This window comes from Streptococcus sp. HMSC072D03, assembly GCF_001812855.1.
Taxonomy (GTDB): domain Bacteria; phylum Bacillota; class Bacilli; order Lactobacillales; family Streptococcaceae; genus Streptococcus; species Streptococcus salivarius_D.
Map to the genome: position 1 here is coordinate 1 of NZ_KV810668.1, position 16360 is coordinate 16360.

The window sequence follows — 16360 nt, forward strand, 5'->3', positions numbered from 1 at the left end:
GTGGTTTTACCCACTACAGAAATTATAGAGCCAAATTTAAAAGTCTGATTTAGTCACTCCCACTAATGATTTCTTACCTCTGACCATTTTTTAAGTAGGGCCTTCATTTTCAAGCGAGAAACCGGACATGAATCACCATTCTCAAAATAAATCATCAGTTGCGTCTTATCAATACGGGCAATATTATCCAGATTAACTAAAAAGGAGCGGTGACATGAAAAGAGTATTTTATTCACCGAAGTAATATCTCCAAGATTAGCATAAAACTCCAGGCGCTCTGTTTTAGTAATTAACATTACCTTATGAGGAGTTGCAGCTGTCGCAAAATAATAAATATCTCGCATCGGAACTTGTATTCTAGACTGAGCAGTTTCAAACACAAACATCTCATCATCGTCCACATCTCCAATTTTTTGATTTACAAAAGTCAAGGTTTGTTTCAATTGTTGTTTGAATTCCACATTAGAGACTGTCTTTTCAATAAAATCAAGTGCGGAAACCTTATACTTAAAACTAATTGGAGCAAATTCTGAGTGAGTTGTTACAAAAATAATAACCGCATTAGCATCTTGTTGACGAATTTCAGAGGCAACTTCTAACCCCTTCTTTCGATTGCCATCAATATCAATATCCAAAAGAAAAATCTGATGGTTCCCCTTCTCATTGATGCTGGACAATAGTTTATGTGGTTTAGAAAAAACTTCAAGTTTTCGTACAGAAAACGCACCCTCTGAAACCAATTCTCTGATGATATCACTAATACGTGTTTGTTGCATCAAATCATCTTCTAAAATATATATATTCATATTAGGGCCTCATTTCTAGTATTTGCATCATTTTATGTTTCTGACTTCGAACAGAGAAGGATGTATTCGGATAACGTTCCAAGATATCTTGAACAGCATTTATACCTGCGTCCCCCCCATTGATAGGAATTTGGGATGCCATCATTGAAAGTAAAGCTTTTTCATCTGAAATTGCACTTTCAACAATAAAACTCTGGCAGCCCTCTTCATCAAAATAGGCAATACTAATAAAGCCCTCGTGGGCTTTGCGAGCACCATCAATAGCATTATTCATAAGATGACCTAAAACAACTGCTAAATCTAAGTCAGTTAGATAGCTATGAATCACTGGATCAGGAATTTCTGCATGAATGTTGAGTTGATACATCTGAGCTTCATGATACTTTGATGAAAGTAGACTATGAATACTTGAGTTTTGGATATTATCCAAATCTGTAACACGAGTAGAGAGGTGGTACTGATCTCGATACACATAAAGATCAACCAAATCTTTTTTGTAAGAACGAATATCTCCTGTTCTTTCGATATCTCTCAGATTATTAAGCAGAAAATTATAGTTAGAGCGAACATGCATCAAGTCTCTATACAAACCTTCTACCCTAGTATTCTCACGCTTCAAATCATCAAGATAGTTGGCTTGCTTCATCGCTAAATCCTGCTCTATTTTTTCCTTAGCAAACTGGTTCACAGCTCCTAGTACAAAGAGGAGTAAGTAGAGATATCCCACTACCAATGGTAAACGAAACCTACCCTCAAGATGTAACTCTGGAAAATAAGTATCAAATGTCGACACCAAAAAGATAACTAAATAATAAAGCAAAAGAAGCATGTTGACCAAACCCAGACGGTTCTTTTTTTCTTGTTGGGCAGCAACTTTCAAGATATCTGTAAAATCTAGACGTAAAATAAAATCTACTATTCTGACCGTCAACATGACGAAGGAAAGTGGTACCATAGACCACCAAATATTAGTGTTTAAAGTATCAACAGTTATGCCAAGTATCGGCGGAAAGAAGAAAGTAGCCAAAAAACGTCTTGCCAAATCGACTAGTACCACTGGGTAAAAACCTAGAAAAAAGCGCTCTACAGAGGTGACACTTGTATTCAGTTGGTAACTAAAAGTCAATGTTACAATGGCTACTAAGGGAGGTACTATGCCTATATAGCGTCCAATGAGTTGTCCCCAAATGCATAGAGCAACATCAAATAACAAATAAAGTATACGATTTTTAAGATTGGTGTTTTGTCCACCAATACGTAAGTAGATATCCCAAATAATGATAAACATCAAAATTTGAAATAGGATGTTACCCAGCATAGTTATCCCTCTCCTTTCTACGATTATAGTCCTACCGTGACAATTTGATAGGTTTTAAATAATTCTTTTTTATTTGTTAAACCGATACCGTTTGACCAGCAAAACTGGGCAAAATCACGACTAATAGCCAGACTATCGTCAAGTTTCGGATTAGCTTCCTGGTTGGTATTCTCAAGAATAAAGCTGAGATTGCCATCCTCATTCTGTTGAATAAGGAAACCAATATCTGTCTCCGGCTCCTTGGCCCAAAGTTTTTCAGCTAAGTTCATGCAACGTTCTAAAACTCTAATAAGAACTGCAACATTTAAATTATTAGGATAAGCATCAACATTGACATCCAACCTAACTGTGACACCTTTTTGTTCCAAAGGAATAACTTGGTTTACAATCCAACTTCTTAATACCGGATAAGGAATCTCGAACAAAGGAGCCAACTTATCATTTAAATCCAAATTATCAAGTTTAAGATGGTTCAAATGCTCATGATAAACGGATAAAACCTCTGACAATTGATTTTTAGCCAGAGGAGTCTCAAGAGCTACCAAAAGACTCTCAAAATCTTTTTCAATAGGTTTTACTTTTGTAAAAAGATCCTCAATATGCTTATTATAGACTTCCAAGTTATAGACATAGGTCTCCACAGCTTCCTTACTACGTTCTCTGACAAATTTATGAGAATAGCGGTTCAAGGTTGTTACCATTAGGAGATAAACCGCCATTGCAATAAAAATTGGCCCTCTCACATCACTACCTGTAGATACCAAAAGAATACTACAAGTAATGTAGAGTGCAAAGGTCAAATCAACCGCAATCAATAAACGCTCACGACCATGGGAATAAATCAGCTCCTTAATCTTGTCAATATCTGAACTTGATAGATAATTGACATAGAGAAAAAAAGGATAAATCATCACATAAGATAGCAAATTTAGGAAGAAATTTTCTTGAATCTCAACCAAGCTCATATTTGTAAATAAGTTACTGAATACATAATATGGTGTAAAAGTCGCAAATAAATCAGTAAAGAGAACCGAGAAAGCCCCAAAAAAGAGGCTTGCCCAGAGCGTCAAACGATGCTTCCGCCGTTCCTTTAAGGCCAAAGCTAGAAAGATAACAACTTGATAATAGAAGCCATCACCTTTACCAAATGATACCACTATACCTAAGAGACTTAAACAAAATACTTTCCAGTAAGCTAGAGTGCTCCTTGTTAGTTTTTTATAAATAAACCAGGTAATATGAAAACTAATAATCTGAATAATACTATTTTCAAGTGATACCATGGTCCAAAGCTGTAAGTTCATGATAATATTTCCTGTTTACACTCAAGAGACAGTTTCGTCATCTTCCTCAACGAGTTCTTGACCAGCCTTTTTCAAAATATCCTGATAGGTTTGTTCAATAAGGTCAAAATCCCCACTATCAATACTTGTCTGCATACTAATGAGTATATTTTCATAATCATGTTTAAATGAGCGTACACTCTTATAGGCAGTTTCGATTTTTTCATTATAAGCTTCCAGACTCCTCAAGTGCTCCTCTTGTTCTCTGAGAATTTTGCTATCACGTACGTCTTTACCGTAGGAAACAAAACGAACAAGAATATACATGTGTATAAGGAAACCAACCCAAATATAAATTTGAGGGTAACCTGGGAGATAGGTCTGACTCAGAAGCAAGGAGAATATCTCCTGTTTAAAGAGGAGAAGCAGATAACTGATAATTAAAATAAGATCAACTTGCAAGAGCATGCTCTTATATTTATCCTGCAAGTCCTGATAGGGTTCCTGGAAGAAGCTATCTAAACCGAACATTTTTTGCAAACCTAGAAAGAAGGGAAGAACAACACTATCTACAGCTAGGATTCCTAAATGGTTTGGAACCAACTCGACCGGCTTATTAAAGAAAACTCGGAAAAGATAAAAACTAAAGAAACTTGTAATCAAAGTCCAAAAGACAGGGGCAAAGAAAGCATAAAAATACTTTTCTTCTCGTAGAGCCTGAGGTTTTTCAAGAAAAATAAAGACTAGGAGATAAATTGCATCTGGAATATCAATTTGCCATAGCACCTTGGCTAACCACTTAACGGCAGTTACTACGATTACATAAGGAATGTAACGGTAAGTAAAAACATCTAGATAAGCCATTCTAGCTAAAATCACAAGATGTGAAACGACAACAACCAAAGCAATAAGGCCATCAATCGCAAGTTGCATATACTTTTCCCCTTTCTATTCCCTTATCCTATCCCCAAAAATAGTATCTTTGATTTATCAATTATCCTGAAAAGAGAGGACCTGTGTAAAATGATGGTCACAACTACGAGTCTCAAGATTTACTTTTGGATAGCGATTAAGTATATCTGCGACCTTAGACAAACCAAGCCCTCGGCCTTCACCTTTGCTAGAAACCCCTTCATCAAAAATCCTTGACACAGGAATACGTTCTTCTCTGGTTGTATTGTCAATAACCAAGATAAGATAACCTTGATTTTTAAAGAAAGATATAGTTAAAGTAGGATCTTCAGAATCCACCGCCGACTCAATAGCATTATTTAAGAAGACAGAAGAAATCACAACCAAATCTAAGGCCTCTATCTGAGTTGACGATATGACATCTGGCAACTCCAAGTTAACCTTAATTCCTAAGTTCTCTGCCTCAAGCACTTTAGCAGAAAAGAGACTCTTGAGAGACGTGATTTCTAAGTTGATCAAACGTGATAATTCATAATTTGACAACGTTAAGCTATTACCAGATTTCTCTAAAAGTTCTGCATACTCTTGTTTCAAAGCAGGTAAGTCTCGACGTTGGATACTAACCTCCATTGTCTTAAGCCCTTCGAGATAATCCTTCTTCACCTGAGAAATATCATTATAGAGTTTTTCTAAACGGTGACTATATTCTTCTAAACTTTCCTCGTGTCTAGCCATTTCTTCAGCCAACTGATCCTTCACTCTTCTCTTAGAATAAATATTAAGCTGAGCAAAGAGCAAAATAAAGAGGATGGAGTAAACAACCGTAATACTGCCTGCTAAATAAATAAAGAGGCCTGTGTAAGGAAAGATGTTACTGGCATAGAAAATAATTAAAGATAAAATAATATAAGCCAGAGTCACCCCAACCAATAAGCGTTGTCTAACTTGGTAAGTATGGTTATTTCCCATAACATTGAGAGCACCAAAGTCAATAAAGAACACTTTGACAATCAGATGAAAAATTGGGTAAATCAAGAGATAAGACAAAGCAATGAGTACTGGGGTGTCTTTGACCTGTAAATAATTAATTTGAAAAATCCATGGGAAAAAGTAAAGTTGAAGCAGCTTCGAGGTGACTTCAACAAAAACCCACGGCAAAAAGGTGAAAAGAAAAGAATTCTTTTCACTACTAGATATTTTATTTAAGAAAAGATAGCAGAACAAAAGTGCTAAGAGCGACCCTGTAATGCCTCCAACAAATAGAGAGAGCAAGAGACTCCCTGCGATAAACCAGCATTTACTCTTCCAAGTTTTGAGCAAACCTGACATATCGTGACTAACAATTAAAATAGCCAATAGACGTAGAACCGTAAATAAAACGATCATCTCTAGACTCCCCCCCTTCCTTTCAAAATCAACCTACTTTATTGTAACATAAATATATAATTTAGCGTCACTCCTATTAGAAAAAGCTAAAAATATAAAGCTATTTTTTCCTGATTCAGAGCAAGCTAACATCAGACGACCCCACATATCCCTTACTTTTCATAAACATAAAAAGAGCTTAGAAAAACTAAGCTCTTTAACTGACTCATTACCTCTTTTTATGGGTACATGCCGATAACGTAGTAGAAATACCAACCAAATCTTCTCATAATGCTCACTCCTCCCTAATTTTTATTACCAATCTATTATAAAACTAATTTAAAGTTTTGAAAATGATGATATGATTACGAAATATCATCATTATATTACAAATGCAGTCTTATCAATAATCATATAATCATTGACACATCACTTATGTGCATTCGAAAACCCAACAATTGTTGGGTTTGTTTTTATAGTGTTGCAAGAACTTGATCAATATGTTTGATTGATTTTTCACGTCCGAGCAAGAAAATAGTATCTGGCAATTCTGGACCGTGCATTTCTCCTGAAACAGCAATACGGATTGGCATGAAGAGGTTTTTCCCTTTGATTCCTGTTTCTTTTTGAACAGCCTTAATTTGTGGAAAAATGTTTTCAACAACAAACTCATCATCAGACATAGCTTCGAGTTTGGCTTTAAAGGCTTTAAGTACTGTTGGTACTGTTTCACCAGCCATAACTTCTTTTTCAGCCTCTGTCAATTCTGGGAAATCTTCAAAGAAGAGATCTGTAAGAGGGACAATTTCTTCTGCTGCTGTCATTTGTGGTTTGTAGAGTTCCACTAATTTTTCAGCTTTATCTGTCAAACGACCAGCTTCTTCCAAGAAAGGTTTGCAAAGAGCAAAGACCTTATCGAAATCTGCATTCTTAATGTAGTCGTTACTCATCCAGTCCAATTTTTTCTGGTCAAAGGCCGCTGGTGACTTGCTTAGACGGTTTTCATCAAAAAGTTTAATGAGTTCTTCACGAGAAAAAATTTCGTCTTCACCGCCAGGATTCCAACCAAGAAGAGCAATGAAATTAAAGACTGCTTCTGGAAGGTAACCTTTTTTACGGTAATCTTCGATAAATTGAAGGGTGTTAGTGTCACGTTTAGACAACTTCTTACCAGTTTCAGAATTGATGATAAGGGTCATGTGTCCAAACTCAGGAGCTTCCCAACCAAGAGCTTCATAAACCATGAGTTGTTTTGGTGTATTGGCAATATGGTCATCTCCACGGATAACGTGTGAAATTTGCATATCATGGTCATCAACAACTACCGCAAAGTTGTAAGTTGGGTATCCATCTTTCTTCTGGATAACCCAATCACCACCGATATTACCACCTTCAAATTCGATATCTCCCTTAACGATATCATGCCATTTATAAATCCCTGACTCATTAACCGCCAAACGAACTGTAGGTACAATACCTGCCGCTTCACGTTCTGCGATGTAGGCAGCTTTTTCTTCTTCAGTCATGCCAAGGAACTCGTTAATGTAACGAGGAGTTTCACCAGCTGCTTCTTGACGTTCACGCTCTGCAGCTAACTCTTCTTCAGTTACGTATGACTTATAGGCTTTACCTTCTGCCAAAAGTTGATCAATATATTTTTGGTAAAGCGGTAAACGTTCTGATTGACGATAGTTTTCGTGTGTTTCAGGACTTTCATCCCAGTCAATTCCCAACCAACGCAAGTTATCAAGCTGTGAACGCTCACCATCTTCAACGTGACGTTTACGGTCAGTATCTTCAATACGGATAATGAATGTACCATCATGATGACGTGCATAAAGGTAGTTAAACAATGCTGTACGAGCATTACCAATGTGTAGAAGCCCTGTTGGACTTGGTGCGTAACGAACGCGGATATCTTTAGCCAAGATAAATCTCCTTTTTATGTTTCATTCTTCAGTCTTTGGATACCTATTGAGCCTAAAGTCCCTTTCTTAGGACTAACTTAAGATGATAAGTACCAGTAGGCAACTCTATCCCCCAAACTTTCCAAATAAAAATCTAGAAGCGAGTACCAATCTTTCTTATTATATCACAATCTAGGGGTGGTTCGAGAAATTTTGTTAAAAAAACGACTACCTAAAGGTAGACGTTTTCGATAGATTACTTAACGTGTTTGGCAAGATCTTTTTGAGCTTTGTCATTAGATTTCGCTCTTTCTTTAAGCCAATCTTTATAAGCTGAGTCGTATTGTTTCTTAGTTACAATATCATCTTGAGATTTAAGATACTTGAAGTAGTATGTAGAACCTTTATCACCAGCTTGAGCATAAGCTCCTGAGAATGGCTTAATACGAGAAATTACAGCAGCAGCACCGTTATAAGTAGTTGTTGGAAGATAGAGGGCACTATCTGTCAACCATGCTTGAGCTTTTGCATATTTTTCATAACGAGCCTTCAAGTCTGTTGTTTCCTTAGAAGCATCATCAACCAACTGGTCATATTCTTTAAGACCTACTTTTTGAACCGCTTGACTATTTGGATCGTCATAACCCATGAAGGATTTAGTATTTTCGCTACTTGTCGTTTTCAAGACATCAAGATAAGTTGAAGGATCAAGGTAATCAGGGTCCCAAGCCACACCTACTGACAAGTCCCAATCTTCTGCAGCTGCATTTGATGCAGAGTAAGTGATGTTGTTAAAATCATCAGCTGACAATTGGTGGATATCAAGCACAACATTGTCTTTTCCAAGAGCAGATTCAACAGACTGTTTAATTGATTGTACCTGATTCACAGTAATTTTACTTGATTGATTAACAGGGACATCCAAATGAATTGGGAACTGAACCCCTTCTGCTTGAAGAGCTTCTTTGGCTTTAGCAAATTCAGCCTTAGCTTTTTCTGGGTTATAAAGACCATCTTGACTATCTGCAAGATTCACACCAGACCACTCATCACCATAAGCTGGAAGTTGATCCATTACCATTGTTCCGAAGTCCTTACCATCTGCTTGAACAAAGTCTGGTTTAACAAAGATATTACGAACGGCAGTACTTCCACCTTCCTTACCGTTAAGTTGTGCAGCGTAATTTGTACGGTCAATAGCAAAACCTAATGATTGACGGAAATCCTTATTGAGAAGAGCTGTCTTAGTTGATGTCTTTTGCTGGTCATTTTCTTTAGATGTATGACCATAAGTTTGACGGTCAATATTAATACCAACACCTTCTACAGCTGATCCAGGTTGCGTATAGAAAATATTATCTTTGTACTGTTTTTCAACTTTGGAATAGTTAGAACTTGTTGGGAATAGACGTGCTAAGTTGTATACACCATCTGTAAAGTTGCGTTCCAAAGACTCTTGGTCTGATCCATCATCATAAGTCAATTTGATATTATCAAAATAGACGTGATCCTTATCCCAATAGTTTTCATTCTTGGTGAACTCAATAGATGACTTCGTTGTCAAAGCCTTAAGAAGGTATGGACCGTTATAAAGAATAGATGTTGGGTCTGTTGACTTACCAAAATCTTTACCTTTAGATTTCAAGAAGTCTCCATTAACAGGCCAAGTAACAGAGTAAGTCAATTTTGAATTCCAGTAAGGTTCTGGTTGACTAAGTGTATATTGCAAGGTGTAATCATCAACAGCCTTAATACCTACATTTGAAAAGTCCTTGTTGGCACCTGAAAGGTAATCATTCAAGCCCTTAACTGAGTTTTGTAGCAAATAAATCGCTTCAGAATTTGTATCCGCAGCATGCTTAAGACCTGTTACAAAGTCCTTAGCTGTTACATTGGCATATTCTTCGCCATCTGAAGTGTACCATTTAAGTCCCTTACGAATCTTGTAAGTATATGTCAAACCATCTTGAGAAACAGACCAGTCTTCAGCGACAGAAGGTTTTAAATTCCCATATTGGTCATTTTCAAACAAACCATCAACACCGTTACTAACAGCTGTAGTCATATTTTTCTTGTTTGTAGCAAGATAGTCCAAGGTTGCAGGGTCACTACCATAGACATAATTATAAGTCTTACCAGACGTCTTACTTGATGACGAGCAAGCCGTTAAAACACCTACAGATAACAGGCCTACGGCTGCCAGTAAAAATACCTTACTCTTTTTCATTCATTGCCTCCTTAAATTCGCAACGTAAAAAGTTCAAAAATCAATAATTATGTGTATACGCTTAAATTATACCATAAATTCGAAAAAGCAACACTACTTTCTGAATATTTTTTATTTTCTACTCAAATTTCGTGTCTAGAGTAAGAAAAAAGCCTATCCGAAGATAGGCTCTTTACTACTCTTACAATGAGTTAGGATCAACTTTGATACCAGCACCTTGTGTAGTAGTGATTGAAAGGTTTGTGATGTATGTACCTTTCGCTGTAGCTGGTTTAGCTTTTTGGATTGCATCGTTAAATGCTTTGAAGTTTTCAACCAATTTTTCAGTTTCGAATGAAACTTTACCGATGATAGCTTGTACGTTACCTGCTTTATCAGCACGGTAAGTGATTTTACCACCTTTAGACTCTTCAACTGCTTTAGCAACGTCCATAGTTACTGTACCAGTTTTAGGGTTTGGCATCAAGTTACGTGGTCCAAGGACACGTCCAAGACGACCAACGATTGCCATCATATCTGGTGTTGCAACAACAACGTCAAAGTCAAGCCATCCACCGTTGATTTTAGCAACGAGTTCGTCTTCACCAACGAAGTCAGCACCTGCTGCTTTAGCTTCTTCAGCTTTAGCACCACGAGCAAATACAAGAACGCGTTGAGTTTTACCAGTACCGTTTGGCAATACCATTGCTCCACGGATTTGTTGGTCAGCTTTCTTAACGTCGATGTTAAGGTTGTATGATACTTCAACAGTAGCATCAAATTTTGCGAAGTTAGTTTCTTGTGCAAGAGCTACAGCTTCTTCTACGCTGTAAGCTTTTGTGCTGTCGATTTTCTCAAGAGCAGCACGCATTTGTTTGCTTTTTTTAGCCATGTTAATTATTTCTCCTTGTGTAATGTGGTCATAACGACTTTCATCTTCCACGTCACTCAGCGAAGTGAGACGACGTCTGTGGTTTTCTTGTTAACTGAATTAGTCAGTAACAGTGAATCCCATTGAACGTGCAGTACCTTCGATCATACGCATAGCTGATTCGATGTTTGCAGCGTTCAAGTCAGGCATTTTTGTTTCAGCAATTTCTTGTACTTGTGCACGAGTCACTGAAGCAACTTTAACTGAGTTTGGAGTACCTGAACCTTTTTCAACACCTGCAGCTTTTTTCAAAAGAACCGCAGCTGGTGGTGTTTTAGTGATGAAATCAAATGATTTATCTTCATACACAGAGATAACAACTGGGATAATCATACCAGCTTGGTCAGCTGTACGAGCGTTAAACTCTTTAGTGAATCCCATGATGTTGATTCCGGCTTGACCAAGAGCTGGTCCAACTGGTGGAGCTGGAGTCGCTTTACCAGCAGGAATCTGAAGTTTTACGATGTTTTCGACTTTTTTAGCCATTTTGTAATTTCCTCCTATTGTGGTTTTGGCGGTAAGTAAGTTTTGTTACCTCCCACAAGTATGTTTTTACATACCTTATCTATTATACAGAAATTCTTTTTAGATGCAAGAATTTCTTATTAAGTTTAGGAAAAAATTTACATATAGGCCTTTTCGAGGTAAAATAGACTTATGATTCTATATAAATTCTTTGCTATAGCATTTTTGATTTTAACACCTATCTTTGCTTTTATTATCCACCGATTCTTTAGTTTAAAATACCTCGGGCTTAATTTTGCTGACCTTACCTTCCCACTTTATTTTATTGAGGTGGTTGCTGTGTCAGCCCGTTTCTTTACCCATAGCTTTTTGCCTTACATCACCATCTTATTATCCTTGGCGGCTATCATTATCACGATTCAGATGCTAAGAAAAACACAATCTTTCAAGTTTAAACGTTTTCTTAAGTTGTTCTGGCGTATAAGCTTTTTTATCACTAGTCTTTTCTATTTGGGGACCGTGATTCTTATTTTTATCGTTTCTTAAAAACTAGATTAACTCAGCATTTATATTTTATGCTGAGTTTTTTTATGTCAAACCATGAAAAAAGCAGGCAATCATGCCTGCTTAATTTTTCGGTATTAGGGATGAACTTGAGTCATTCGACCAGTATCTACATCATAAACCGCACCGGAGATGATAACATCCTCAGGGATAAGCGGTGACTGACGAAGAATCGCCATATCTTCACGAACACTCTCTTCTACATCTGTGAATGGAAGAAAATCTTGATCAGACACATCAACACCAAGTTCCTTATTGAGATAGGCGGTAAACTCATCGTTCTTAAAGGTCTGAGCACCACAATCTGTATGGTGAAGAACTACGATTTCTCGTGTCCCCATCTGTTGTTGAGAAATGACCAAAGAACGAATCATATCTTCCGTCACACGACCACCCGCATTACGCAAAATATGAGCGTCACCTAGGGCCAACCCCAAGGCCTGGGCAACGTGAAGGCGTGAATCCATACAAGTCACAATAGCCACCTTAGTCTTTGGTTTCAAGGGAAGATGGGCTGTCCCGTGGAGGTCAACATAGGCTTTGTTGGCATTGAGAAAGTTTTCAAAATAAGACATAATAACTCACTTTCTAATGAAGAAAATAATTTGACTATCAAATTATTTACACACTATCTTATCATCTTTTTATTAACTTGTCAGCTATTGAGTTCGCAACATAAAAAGGAGAATAGATGCTAACAAGCATCCACCCTCCTTCAATTTATATTATGAACGTTTTGGTAAGTATCTATTAAGCAAGCCTGCAAAGGTTTGAAGATTGAGACTTTGAACATAAATTTCACCTGTTCCTCTAAAGGTATTCACAACACCCTCTCCTGTCCCAATAGACTGCCAGAAACCATTTTCCAAGTGAATATCGTAATCAAGTGTCTGACTCCAGGCAACGACATGAGCATTATCAATAGTCACTTCTTGGTTGTTTAGCTCAATTTTTTTAATAGAACCGTAGGCATTCGCCAAGAGTGTTCCTTGACCTTGGGTTGTCATCACAAAGAAACCACCCTGACCACCAAAAATAGCCTTACCAACAGACTGGAGCTCCATTGTATAGTAAGCTGTGCCATCAAGTGCTAGAAAGGCACCGTCATTTAGTCGGTACTGTTTTTCACCTAAATAAAGTGGAATCACTTGACCTGGAGAATCAGGGGCCAAGGCTATATAACCGTTATTGGACTGTGAGACAACCTGAGTAATAAAGCTACTTTCGCCCGAAACCATTGAACGCCCAACAGCCTTTACAAAGCGACCTAGACCTGATCCGCTGGCATTTAATTTGGTACTCAGTGTCACATTAGGTGTGTGGTATACCATGCTGCCACGCTGGATAAAGACTGTTTCACCTTGATTGAGAGATAACTCTACTAAAGGGAATTGCATGTTGCTGTCTGTGAAAAATTGCATAATAAATACCTCCCTATCCTTATGAAAAGTATAGCATTGGAGATATAATTTTGCAAACGTTTCCAAAATGACCTTCTATCACTTTTTAAGAAAAGACTTTTTTGAGTACTTCTCCCACTGTCGTAACGCCAACGACCTGGATACCTTCTGGAATTTTCATACCATGTAGAGAATTCTTCGGAGCATAGATCTTAGTGAAGCCTAATTTAGCAGCTTCATTAATACGCTGTTCAATACGAGTCACTCGGCGAATCTCTCCAGTCAAGCCAATTTCTCCTATAAAGGCTTCTTGTGGATTGGTTGGAAGCTCCTTGTAACTAGAAGCAATGGCAACAGCGACAGCAAGGTCAATAGCCGGCTCGTCCAATTTGACACCACCAGCTGATTTTAAATAAGCATCTTGATTTTGGAGAAGAAGGCCACAACGTTTCTCTAAAACAGCCATAATGAGGCTGACGCGGTTAAAATCCAGTCCTGTTGTTGTCCGCTTGGCATTACCAAAGACGGTTGGGGTCACCAAGGCTTGAACTTCAGCTAAGATAGGTCTGCTACCTTCCATTGTTACAACAATGGCAGAACCTGTGGCTCCGTCTAGGCGTTCCTCTAAGAAAACTTGGCTAGGATTTAGCACTTCTACCAAACCACCAGACTGCATCTCAAAAATCCCAATCTCATTGGTTGAACCAAAACGGTTTTTGACTGCTCGCAAAATACGGAAGGTATGATGACGTTCTCCCTCAAAATAGAGCACAGTATCCACCATGTGTTCCAACATACGTGGTCCAGCCAGCTGTCCCTCCTTGGTCACATGCCCAACAATAAATGTGGCAATGTTATTGGTTTTGGCAATCTGCATGAGTTCAGCAGTAACTTCACGAACCTGAGATACAGAGCCTTGAACGCCAGAAATCTCTGGGCTCATGATGGTCTGAATAGAGTCGATAATGAGGAAATCGGGTTTTATAGCCTCCACTTGGCTACGAACGGCTTGCATATTGGTCTCAGCATAAAGATAAAATTCGTTATCAATATCACCTAAACGTTCGCTCCGCAATTTGATTTGCTCGGCGGATTCTTCCCCAGAAACATAGAGGACAGTTCCCTTGTTAGCTAACTGTGTTGAAACCTGTAAGAGGAGAGTCGATTTCCCTATACCTGGATCTCCTCCAATAAGAACCAGACTACCCGGAACCACGCCACCACCTAAAACACGGTTAAACTCATCCATGTCAGTCTTTATTCGGGCATAATTAATTGAGGATACTTCTTTTAATTTAGTTGGTTTAGACTTTTCACCCGTTAAACTGACACGAGCATTTTTCACCTCCTGCACCTCAACTTCTTCCTCAAAAGAGGACCAAGAAGAACAGTTGGGGCAACGCCCTAGATATTTGGGTGAATTGTAGCCACATTCTCGACAAACAAAAGTTGATTTTTTCTTTGCTATGATAATTCTCCTTCTACGCTTACTCCAGCAGAATGCCACTTATGCAATGTTTTTTTTAATTTCTTCTGGTTGGCAACTCCGACAGCGGACAAACCGACGGAAACCTGATAGTTCTCCTTGATAGCCGCCAAAACGGAAGCCTTAACACAGCCATTGCCATCCACCCCTATAAACTCTATGCTTTTAGCACCATTTCCCTCTAAAAAATCTTTTAAATCTGGATTAGTAAAGCAAGAAGCCCGACGCTTCTCAAAGATACGAGAAGATACAAGCAGCAAGTCGGTCGCAAATTTCTTCTTTCTATCTTTTCTCTCCCAGAAAAAACGATTGAGAATATAGATAACCCGGTCGCTCGGATAGGTAGCAATTTTGTCATTTACAGCTGCAATCAGTTCTTCATGATATGCTTTTCCTACAGCAACATAATCTGACTGCATATCGATTACTAACAAATAGTCTGCCACTTTGCTTCCTCTATTTCCCTGTCGATCCAAACCCACCAGTACGAACACCATCAGCTTCGTCTCCATCTACAATCAAGAAGGGCATAAAGACACCTTGAACGATGCGTTCGCCAACTTCAAGAGTCACGGGCTGATCAGTAATATTTTTCATCTGGGCGAAGATATGACCTTCATTTCCTGGATTTCCATAATAATCTCCGTCAATCACTCCAACTGAGTTGATCAAGACCAGACCTTTTTTACGAGGGTTTGACGAACGGTCATAGAGATAGAGGACCTCACCAGGTTGCATGTAAGCCTTAACACCTGTTGGGACGAGAACAATGTCCCCAGGAGCAATTACAGTGTTCTCTGCTACCTTTAAGTCATAACCTGCAGCATGAGCTGTCTCACGTTTTGGAAGCAAGTCCTGATTGTTATACGTTGATACAAGTTCAAATCCACGAATTTTTGTCATTATTTTTTCCTTTCGATACATCTATTGACTGGTATTTGTATAAACTAGCCATGCTAGCTTCAGACTTTTAAATCTATCCTATTATAATCTATTCGAAATAAGATGACAAAGGTAATAGTCTAATCACTTTCTCATTAAACGAAGATTGACTTTTAACCAGGAAAACGCTAACATAGTACTAGATATAATACTTTTAAGGAGAATTGTCATGAAATTCATCGGACTTGTTGGTACGAATTCAAAACGTTCAACTAATAGACAATTATTGCAATATATTCAGAAACATTTTGCAGATAAGACAGACATCGAACTTGTTGAAATCAAAGACCTTCCTGTCTTTAACAAACCCGCTAACAAACAATTGCCAGAAAGTGTCCTTGAAATCGTTAAAAAAATCGATGAGGCTGATGGTGTTATTATTGGAACACCTGAGTATGACCACTCAATTCCTGCCGTTCTCATGAACGCTTTAGCTTGGGTTTCATACGGTGTTTTCCCTCTTTTGAATAAGCCAGTTATGATTACAGGAGCATCTTACGGAACACTCGGGGCTTCTCGTGCACAGTTACAACTTCGTCAAATCTTGAATGCTCCAGAAATCAAAGCTAATGTGCTTCCAGACGAATTCTTACTCTCACATTCTCTACAAGCTTTTGATAACAATGGTGACTTAGTCGACCTTGATGTCATCAAAAAACTAGATGCTATTTTCGATGACTTCCGTCTCTACGTCAAAATTACTGGTAAACTCTCACATGCTACAGAGTTGCTACATAAAGAAGCTGAAGACTTCGACTGGGAAAGCCTATAGGAC

Annotated in this window: 16 protein-coding genes; 2 read left to right on the forward strand and 14 right to left on the reverse strand. The window is 38.1% G+C overall.

Features of this window, described 5'->3' with window-relative positions:
* Positions 1–62: 62 nt before the first annotated feature.
* The 9 genes from HMPREF2877_RS06120 to rplK form a co-directional block, all read right to left on the reverse strand.
* Positions 63–806, reverse strand: coding sequence for a response regulator transcription factor (locus HMPREF2877_RS06120; RefSeq protein WP_002886967.1), 744 nt, complete (start codon positions 804–806; stop codon positions 63–65).
* A gap of 1 nt (position 807) precedes the next feature.
* Positions 808–2124, reverse strand: coding sequence for a sensor histidine kinase (locus HMPREF2877_RS06125; protein WP_049529280.1), 1317 nt, complete (start codon positions 2122–2124; stop codon positions 808–810).
* A gap of 23 nt (positions 2125–2147) precedes the next feature.
* Entirely contained in the window at positions 2148–3428 is a 1281-nt protein-coding gene (locus tag HMPREF2877_RS06130; RefSeq protein WP_070579179.1) for a hypothetical protein, read from the reverse strand.
* A 21-nt stretch (positions 3429–3449) separates the two neighbouring features.
* On the reverse strand, positions 3450–4340 hold the full coding sequence (locus tag HMPREF2877_RS06135) for a histidine kinase (protein ID WP_070579182.1): 891 nt from the start codon (positions 4338–4340) through the stop codon (positions 3450–3452).
* Positions 4341–4397: 57 nt separating this feature from the next.
* Positions 4398–5705, reverse strand: coding sequence for a GHKL domain-containing protein (locus HMPREF2877_RS06140; RefSeq protein ID WP_002885760.1), 1308 nt, complete (start codon positions 5703–5705; stop codon positions 4398–4400).
* Between the two features lie 452 nt (positions 5706–6157).
* Complete coding sequence (gene gltX, locus HMPREF2877_RS06145) at positions 6158–7612, reverse strand: glutamate--tRNA ligase (protein ID WP_022496041.1); 1455 nt, start codon at positions 7610–7612, stop codon at positions 6158–6160.
* 235 nt (positions 7613–7847) lie between these two features.
* Entirely contained in the window at positions 7848–9818 is a 1971-nt protein-coding gene (locus tag HMPREF2877_RS06150) for a peptide ABC transporter substrate-binding protein (protein ID WP_070579185.1), read from the reverse strand.
* Between the two features lie 181 nt (positions 9819–9999).
* Positions 10000–10689, reverse strand: coding sequence for a 50S ribosomal protein L1 (rplA, locus tag HMPREF2877_RS06155; protein WP_002885800.1), 690 nt, complete (start codon positions 10687–10689; stop codon positions 10000–10002).
* Between the two features lie 99 nt (positions 10690–10788).
* Complete coding sequence (rplK, locus tag HMPREF2877_RS06160) at positions 10789–11214, reverse strand: 50S ribosomal protein L11 (protein ID WP_002885648.1); 426 nt, start codon at positions 11212–11214, stop codon at positions 10789–10791.
* 171 nt (positions 11215–11385) lie between these two features.
* Between rplK and HMPREF2877_RS06165 the strand changes: the two genes are divergently transcribed.
* On the forward strand, positions 11386–11739 hold the full coding sequence (locus tag HMPREF2877_RS06165) for a DUF3397 domain-containing protein (RefSeq protein ID WP_002885872.1): 354 nt from the start codon (positions 11386–11388) through the stop codon (positions 11737–11739).
* Between the two features lie 95 nt (positions 11740–11834).
* Here HMPREF2877_RS06165 and HMPREF2877_RS06170 read toward each other — a convergent pair whose 3' ends face one another.
* From HMPREF2877_RS06170 to HMPREF2877_RS06190, 5 genes are all read right to left on the reverse strand, one after another.
* The gene (locus HMPREF2877_RS06170; protein ID WP_002885818.1) at positions 11835–12332 is read right to left on the reverse strand and encodes a beta-class carbonic anhydrase; all 498 of its coding nucleotides are present in this window, start codon (positions 12330–12332) and stop codon (positions 11835–11837) included.
* A 150-nt stretch (positions 12333–12482) separates the two neighbouring features.
* Positions 12483–13178: a TIGR00266 family protein gene (locus tag HMPREF2877_RS06175; protein ID WP_014632562.1), complete on the reverse strand. Its 696-nt coding sequence runs from the start codon at positions 13176–13178 to the stop codon at positions 12483–12485.
* A gap of 85 nt (positions 13179–13263) precedes the next feature.
* Complete coding sequence (radA, locus tag HMPREF2877_RS06180) at positions 13264–14625, reverse strand: DNA repair protein RadA (RefSeq protein ID WP_072903619.1); 1362 nt, start codon at positions 14623–14625, stop codon at positions 13264–13266.
* On the reverse strand, positions 14622–15089 hold the full coding sequence (locus HMPREF2877_RS06185) for an isochorismatase family protein (RefSeq protein WP_061652425.1): 468 nt from the start codon (positions 15087–15089) through the stop codon (positions 14622–14624). The genes radA and HMPREF2877_RS06185 overlap by 4 nt, the downstream gene beginning before the upstream one ends.
* 10 nt (positions 15090–15099) lie before the next feature.
* A complete protein-coding gene (locus HMPREF2877_RS06190) occupies positions 15100–15546 on the reverse strand; it encodes a dUTP diphosphatase (RefSeq protein ID WP_049529276.1) in 447 nt (148 codons plus the stop codon).
* Between the two features lie 208 nt (positions 15547–15754).
* Here HMPREF2877_RS06190 and HMPREF2877_RS06195 point away from each other — a divergent pair, with 208 nt between their 5' ends.
* Positions 15755–16357 (forward strand): NADPH-dependent FMN reductase, encoded by a 603-nt coding sequence (locus tag HMPREF2877_RS06195; protein ID WP_049529275.1) that lies wholly within the window; start codon positions 15755–15757, stop codon positions 16355–16357.
* Positions 16358–16360: the final 3 nt, after the last annotated feature.

What these genes read in the sequence shown, in the direction of transcription:
- rplK (WP_002885648.1), bottom strand. Translation starts at nt 11,214, where the DNA reads ATGGCTAAAAAAGTCGAAAACATCGTAAAACTTCAGATTCCTGCTGGT.
- HMPREF2877_RS06130 (WP_070579179.1), bottom strand. Translation starts at nt 3,428, where the DNA reads ATGAACTTACAGCTTTGGACCATGGTATCACTTGAAAATAGTATTATT.
- HMPREF2877_RS06170 (WP_002885818.1), bottom strand. Translation starts at nt 12,332, where the DNA reads ATGTCTTATTTTGAAAACTTTCTCAATGCCAACAAAGCCTATGTTGAC.
- HMPREF2877_RS06195 (WP_049529275.1), top strand. Translation starts at nt 15,755, where the DNA reads ATGAAATTCATCGGACTTGTTGGTACGAATTCAAAACGTTCAACTAAT.
- HMPREF2877_RS06150 (WP_070579185.1), bottom strand. Translation starts at nt 9,818, where the DNA reads ATGAAAAAGAGTAAGGTATTTTTACTGGCAGCCGTAGGCCTGTTATCT.
- HMPREF2877_RS06140 (WP_002885760.1), bottom strand. Translation starts at nt 5,705, where the DNA reads ATGATCGTTTTATTTACGGTTCTACGTCTATTGGCTATTTTAATTGTT.
- HMPREF2877_RS06165 (WP_002885872.1), top strand. Translation starts at nt 11,386, where the DNA reads ATGATTCTATATAAATTCTTTGCTATAGCATTTTTGATTTTAACACCT.
- HMPREF2877_RS06175 (WP_014632562.1), bottom strand. Translation starts at nt 13,178, where the DNA reads ATGCAATTTTTCACAGACAGCAACATGCAATTCCCTTTAGTAGAGTTA.
- HMPREF2877_RS06125 (WP_049529280.1), bottom strand. Translation starts at nt 2,124, where the DNA reads ATGCTGGGTAACATCCTATTTCAAATTTTGATGTTTATCATTATTTGG.
- HMPREF2877_RS06120 (WP_002886967.1), bottom strand. Translation starts at nt 806, where the DNA reads ATGAATATATATATTTTAGAAGATGATTTGATGCAACAAACACGTATT.
- rplA (WP_002885800.1), bottom strand. Translation starts at nt 10,689, where the DNA reads ATGGCTAAAAAAAGCAAACAAATGCGTGCTGCTCTTGAGAAAATCGAC.
- HMPREF2877_RS06190 (WP_049529276.1), bottom strand. Translation starts at nt 15,546, where the DNA reads ATGACAAAAATTCGTGGATTTGAACTTGTATCAACGTATAACAATCAG.
- HMPREF2877_RS06135 (WP_070579182.1), bottom strand. Translation starts at nt 4,340, where the DNA reads ATGCAACTTGCGATTGATGGCCTTATTGCTTTGGTTGTTGTCGTTTCA.